At 65.3% G+C, this 6,380-nt stretch carries 5 protein-coding genes; all 5 read right to left on the minus strand.

What is annotated here, in order from left to right:
• Positions 1-187: 187 nt before the first annotated feature.
• A complete protein-coding gene (locus tag QOC69_RS27060) occupies positions 188-775 on the minus strand; it encodes an NADPH-dependent FMN reductase (RefSeq protein ID WP_526445479.1) in 588 nt (195 codons plus the stop codon).
• A 192-nt stretch (positions 776-967) separates the two neighbouring features.
• Positions 968-1,810, minus strand: a complete 843-nt coding sequence (gene fabG / locus QOC69_RS27065; protein WP_526445481.1) for a 3-oxoacyl-ACP reductase FabG — start codon at positions 1,808-1,810, stop codon at positions 968-970.
• A 27-nt stretch (positions 1,811-1,837) separates the two neighbouring features.
• Positions 1,838-3,253: a phytoene desaturase family protein gene (locus tag QOC69_RS27070; protein WP_526445483.1), complete on the minus strand. Its 1,416-nt coding sequence runs from the start codon at positions 3,251-3,253 to the stop codon at positions 1,838-1,840.
• Positions 3,250-5,040 carry a DUF3556 domain-containing protein gene (locus QOC69_RS27075; RefSeq protein WP_526445485.1) on the minus strand — a complete coding sequence of 597 codons (1,791 nt, stop codon included), beginning with the start codon at positions 5,038-5,040 and terminating at the stop codon, positions 3,250-3,252. Before QOC69_RS27075 ends, QOC69_RS27070 begins: the two co-directional genes overlap by 4 nt.
• 37 nt (positions 5,041-5,077) lie before the next feature.
• A partial coding sequence (locus tag QOC69_RS27080; RefSeq protein ID WP_526445487.1) for a class I adenylate-forming enzyme family protein occupies positions 5,078-6,380 on the minus strand: 1,303 nt, incomplete at its 5' end.

The raw sequence follows: 6,380 nt of genomic DNA on the forward strand, positions 1-6,380 counted from the left end.
AACAGCCTCGATCAACCGGTCGAGCACCCCGCGCTCGGCGCGACGGTCAACTAGCTCCATCGCGCCGCCCCGCACCGTGAAGTCCGCCACCGTCTGCACCGGAAGTGGCGACAACCTTACCGTCGGAGTGGCGTCACATCGACGTGAAGCGGACGCGCCGGCGGATCGCCTTGGCGGCTCCGCAACGTCATCCAGTGGCGTTGATCCGTTCGTTCGGCACCACCGTGAGAACACGGGTCACGAACACGTCGAACGCTTCCATGAAATCGCGCAAGAACCGTTCGGTCCCTTCGTCGGTGACCTCCCCCACGTCGGTGATCAGGCCAGGAGTGAGCTGAAGGTAGGCCTCCGGCGCCCCCATCAGTGGTGAATCGCAGAAGCTCAGCGCGCTGCGCAGACTCTGCTGCCCGACAGCGGTTCCGATCTTGCCAGGAGAGGCACCGATCATCGCCGACGGCTTGCGCGCGAACGAGTTCGTTCCATGCGGGCGGCTGGCCCAGTCGATGGCGTTCTTCAGGCAGCCGGGAATACCCCTGTTGTACTCGGGGGTCACGAAGAGCACCGCATCGACTGCGGCGATCGCTTCCTTGAGTGCGCGGCCCGCCTGCGGGTAATCAGTGTCGAAGTCGCGGTTGTACAACGGAAGGTCTCGGATCGGGATCTCCACGAACCTCAGATGCTTGCACGACAATCGAATGAGCGCCTTTGCGAGCCTGCGATTGATCGAGTCGGCTGAAAGGCTACCGACGATGTAGCCAACGGTATAGCTGCTCATAAGTTGCCCCACTCCCACTTGCTCGACTCGGCCAAGTCGAGCCTTCTGGAAGCCCCATCCCCTGTCGACGTCGACGTCGACAACGCCGGTGACTTTTCGTGGTGCCGGTGAACAACGGTGCCGCCTCAGGACGAGACCCTCTGCGTCGCATACGGATCGACGTCGGCAACCCTCGAGCGTCACCATCGAGGTTTACATGTCCATTCCACCGTTGACGCTCCACACCTGTCCGGTGATGTACGACGACGCGTCGGCGGCGAGAAAGTGAACCACCCGCGCGACCTCTTCCGGCCTGCCCGCGCGGCCGACCGGGATCTGGCTGGTCAGCTTCGCCATGACCTTCTCAGGGATGTCCGCGGTCATCTCGGTGGTGATCAGCCCGGGGGTGACCGTGTTGACGGTGATGCCGATCCCGTTGTCGGCGTTCTTGCCGGATTTCGTCAACTGGTAGGCGCCCTCCTTGGCCAGCGTCTTGGTCAGGCCGAATAGACCGGATTTCGAGGCGGCATAGTTGGCTTGGCCGATGTTGCCCGTTTCTCCGACGACGGACGACACGTTGACGATGCGCCCACTGCCCCGCTCGACCATGTGGGCCAGCGCGGCCTGGCAGAGAAAGAACGCACCCGACAAGTTCACGGCCAGCACGCTGTGCCAGTCGTCGTCGGTCATGGCGGCGACGGTCTTGTCCACGGTGATGCCGGCGTTGTTGACCAGGATGTCGAGGCGCCCATGCGTGTCGATGACCTCATCGATCGTGCGACGGCAGTCGCCGGGGGCGCCGACATTGCCTTGGTGCGCCGACGCCGACGCCCCGTGCGGCTGGGTCTTCGTCAACAGGCCGGCGACGAATCGTTCGGCGCTGTCGTTGTCACGGTTGTAGCCGACCGCGACGGTTGCCCCCTGGCCCGCGAGGCTGTGCGCGATCGCGGCCCCGATGCCGCGAGTGCCGCCGGTGACGAAGGCCACGCGGCCCGCCAACTTGTCTGATGCCGGCGGGTTCGACTGGCGCGGTGCGGATTCCAGCACTTCGGTCATGTTGATGACTCCGTTCGTGGTAGGTGTTCAGACGAGTTCGGAAATCGCGACGTCTGCGGCGTTGGCGCCGCACATGCCGTGAGCGCCCGGTCCTGGTGGTGTGGCCGCCGAGCAGATGTACATGCCAGGGATACCAATCTTGTAGGGCGACAGCGTGACCCGTGGGCCGAACGTCAATTGGCGAATGTCCTTGGAGCCGGTCATGATGTCCCCGCCGACGTAATTCGGGTTGTAGGTGGCCATTTGGGTGGTCGTTCGAACCGTCTTCCCGACGATCCGATCGCGGAAGCCGGGGGCGAACCGCTCGATCTGGGCGATGATCGCTTCCGTCGCATCGCCGGAGTATCCATTTGGCACGTGCGCGTACGTCCAGAGCGGGTGGATAGTGCCGACGGACCGCTGCGGGTCGGCCAGGTATTGCTGGCCGACCAGCACGAAGGGCCGCTCGGGCATGCGTCCGGCGTGAACGTCGCGCTCGGTGGCCGCGAGTTCGGCGTAGCTGCCCACCACGTGAACGGTGCCTGCGCGGTGGGCCGACGGGTTGGTCCACGGGACGCCACCCTCGACCGCGAAGTCCACCTTGAAGGCGCCTGGTCCCTGCCTGAACCGTCGGTAGGCACGGGATACCCGGCGCGGCAAGCGGTCACCGAGGATGCCTGCGACGGCTTCGGGTGCCAGGTCGAACATCGTCACATCGGCCGGCGGCAATTGCGAAGCCGTCTCGATCCGCGTGCCCGTTTCGATCTTGCCGCCGAGGTCGGTCAACAGCGCAGCCAGCGCGTTGGTGATCGACTGTGATCCACCGGTGGCCACGGGCCATCCGTGTCGATGCCCAGCGGTGAGGATGCCCACGCCGATCGCCGACGTCATGGGGTAGTGCAACGGCCGGAAGGCGTGTGCCGCAACACCTCCGAACAACGCCCGCGCCTCCGGACTGTGAAACCACCGGGCAAGCGTGCATGCAGGCAGCACGGTTGGCGCACCAAACCGGGCCAGCGTCAACGGATGATGCGGCACCCGCAGCAGCGGGCCCATGATGTCCTCGGCGAGTACATCGAAGTTGGCTGACGTCTTGCCGAACAGTCGCCGCCACCGGACGCCGTCGCCGTCTTGCATCCCGTCGGCAGTCGCCTCGACCGAGCGGTACAGCACGCCCGCGCTGCCGCCGTCGAGCGGGTGGACGCAGTCGATCTCTGGGAGGCGCCAGGACAGGCCGTACCGATCGAGGCCCAGCCCAGCGAGGAACTCCGAGCCGACGGCCATCGGGTGGATCGCCGAGCAGTGGTCGTGCAGCAGGCCGGGGATGATCGCCTCGCTGCTGCGCGTGCCCCCGCCGATTTCGTCGGCGGCTTCCAGGACGGTGACCTGCACGCCCGCCTTGGCGAGGGCGACCGCGGCGGCAAGGCCGTTCGGCCCGGCCCCCACGACTATGGAGGTCGTCACGCCAGCGCCCCGTGATCGTGGCCCGCGGGCTTCCTGCCGGACAGCGACCAGCTGACCTCGGTCGGGATCGGACCGTTGGGCAGCCAGGGCTGCTCGGCGACGGCGTCGGTCACCTTCCACGTGCCGCGCTCGATCACGCCGAGCGCCCCGTCGATGATCTCGTAGTGCTGGACCTTGCTGCCCCAGGCCTGCGATTCCACCCAGACGACGACGAGCTCACCGGGCTCGAACGCCGCCTCGCGCTGAACGGCCGCGATCATGTCGGCGTCGTGCAAGTGCCCGTCGCCGAAGTTGAACCCGATCAGCGAGTTGCAGACGAACTCACCCTCCCGCACGGACCGGGTGTCGATGTCCGGCAGCGACTTCAGTAGTACCGAGAACAGGCCACGGCCCTGACTGTGCATGGTGCGCCAGGAGATCACCCGCTGCATCGTGACATCCGCCCATTTCGGCTCGTAGCCGAAGTCGATGAACTGGTCGACCTGATTCTTGGCCGAGCGCGTCACCTTGTTGAGCTTCGCCTCGGCGCCAGGCGCGAACGCCCACACCGCGGACGCCCAGTTGCCTGCGTATTGCCGCATCGACGGCAGGAACGACACCTTGTCGGGCCGGAAGTTCCCGAGGATCGGATAGAACAGCAGCGCGGCAACGACGACGACCGTCAGCCAGACCGACGACATGTCCCACACGGCGTAACCGTTCCATGCCGGGAAGCCCCAGAACAGGAAGATGGTCGCGTACGCGAACAGCACGTTCCATTCCAGCGGCACCGCGAGCGGGAAGGTCGAGATGATGAACAGGTGGAAGCACACCATGATCACCACGGCGACCAGCGTCACCCACCTGTTCGTCGAGAAGAGCAGGGCCAATGGCGCCAGGATCTCCACCACGCTGCCAGGCACATGTGCCATGAACGAGGCGAGATGCGATGGGCGCAGATCATCGGGGTAGTTGCGGTAGTGGGCCCGCTTCAGCCACTTGAACGGAATGAAGGGGCTGTTGCTGACCATCGGCGGGATGACGTTGGTGAAGTGCAGCCCCACCTTCGATACGCCGGCACCGACCCATACCACCACGATCAACAGCTTCAGCGCGATGACCATGTCGACGAAGGAGAACGCGGCGAAGATGATCAGGGCGGGGAGGTACTGCTCCCCGCGCGCTGCGAGGAAGACGATCTTGTCCCGCAGGCCCATGATCACCAGCAGCACGATCGGCGCGATCAGCACCGCCGGATTGACCAGTCCCGATGTGTTGCCGGGCATTGCCGCTGACAATGAGTCGCTATGCACCCCAGGCGAAACCATCGGAATGGCGACGCTGACCATCAGCACGATGTAGAGACCGACGTCAAACCAGGTCCGTCGGTCGCCGCCGGTCAACGGCACCCACTTCCATGGCCGTAGCCGGATGGTGCCCGGCCGCGCCCAGAACAGGATGCCCCCGGTCATCGGCTTGACCTTGCCTGCCAGCGGGCCCCACGATCCGGCTACGCCGATCAACTCCAGCAGCACCGTCCATAGGACGGCCTTCTCGTAGACGATGGGCTGGTTCCACCATTGCGAGACGTCAAACACCGGAAGCCCGGACGTCAGGGTCGCCACCAGGATCCCGCCGAGCGCGTAGAGGAAGACCAACTTCGCGATGTAGATGGTGTGCACCATCTTTGGTGACCCGAATCCGTTGTCCACCCAATCGGTGGCGAGGATCCGCATCCGCTCCATGAGCGGTTTCTGCATGAAGACATCCGGATCTACGTCGGGCAAGTCCGGCTTGATGAATCCCATGATTGACGCTCCTTTGCGATGTGACGGGCTTTGTGTCTCAGTGCGTTTCGATGAGCCGCTTGCGCAGCGTCGGTTTGTCGATCTTGCCGACCGCGTTCTTCGGGATGTCATCCATGATCGTGATCTCCACCGGCAGCTTGTATTTCGACAAGGAGCCGCGCAGGTGCTCGCGGATCGTGTCGGCATCGAGAGTCTCTTCGGGATGCAGCGACACGAACAGCACCGGTTCCTCGCCGTAGACCGGGTGCGCACGTCCGACGACGGCCGCCTCGGCGATCTGGGGCAGCCCGTGGGCCACGGCCTCGATCTCACGTGGGTAGATGTTCTCGCCGCCTCGGATGATCATGTCCTTGGCCCGGTCGACGAGGACCAGGTAGCCGTCCTCGTCGAACCGTCCGACGTCACCGGTGTGCAGCCAGCCGTCGACGATGGTCTTCGCGGTCTCCTCGGGCCGGTTGAGGTAGCCCCGCATGACGTTCCCGCCCTTGATCACGACCTCGCCTGCCTCGCCGTCGTGCACCGGGTTGCCCGATGCGTCGACCAACCGGATCGTCTGGCCGGGCAGGGGTAGGCCCACCGTTCCCGCCTTGCGCCTTCCCGACAGCGGGTTGACCGTGCTGGCGCACGACCCCTCCGACAGCCCGTACCCCTCGATGATCGGGATGCCGTAACGGGATTCGAACGTCTCGAGCAGTTCCACGCTGGCGGGCGCGGCGCCGCACACGGCGAAGCGCACGGAGGAGGTGTCCGGCTTCGCTCTGGCGGGCAGCCCGCACAGCATCGTGTAAATCGTTGGCACGGCTGAGAAGTAAGTCGCCCGGGTCTGTTCGATCCGGTCGAAGAACGTGTCCACCTTGAACCGGCCCGCGATGGTCGTCCTGCCACCGGCCAACAACGGCGAGAGTGTGCTGACCACGATTCCGTTGACGTGGAACAGCGGCAGGATGAGCAGGCTGTGATCGTCCGGGGTCAGCTCGAAGCCGTCGATCACCGCGCCGCACATGGCATTCAGGTTGGCGTGATCGAGCATGACGCCCTTCGGCCGTCCCGTTGTACCGCTGGTGTAGATGAGCAGCGCCAGCGCGCTGTCGGGGTACTGAGGCGCGTTCAGGAGCCCCGGCGTCGGCTCGTCGCCGTCGAGCGCGTCGGTGCTCACGACGGCTGCACCTGGGTCGAAGTTCGTGGTGGTCTGCGCGATCACCACGGTGGCTGAGGCATCGGCGACCTGATAGTTCACCTCGGTCGGGGTGAGGGACGGATTGATCGGGGTTACGGCGGCGCCGATCCGCCACGCCCCGAAGAGCGCGACCACGAAACTGACGGTGTTGGGCAGCATGATG

The sequence above is a fragment of the Mycobacterium sp. genome (assembly GCF_032162105.1).
Classification (GTDB): Bacteria; Actinomycetota; Actinomycetes; order Mycobacteriales; family Mycobacteriaceae; genus Mycobacterium.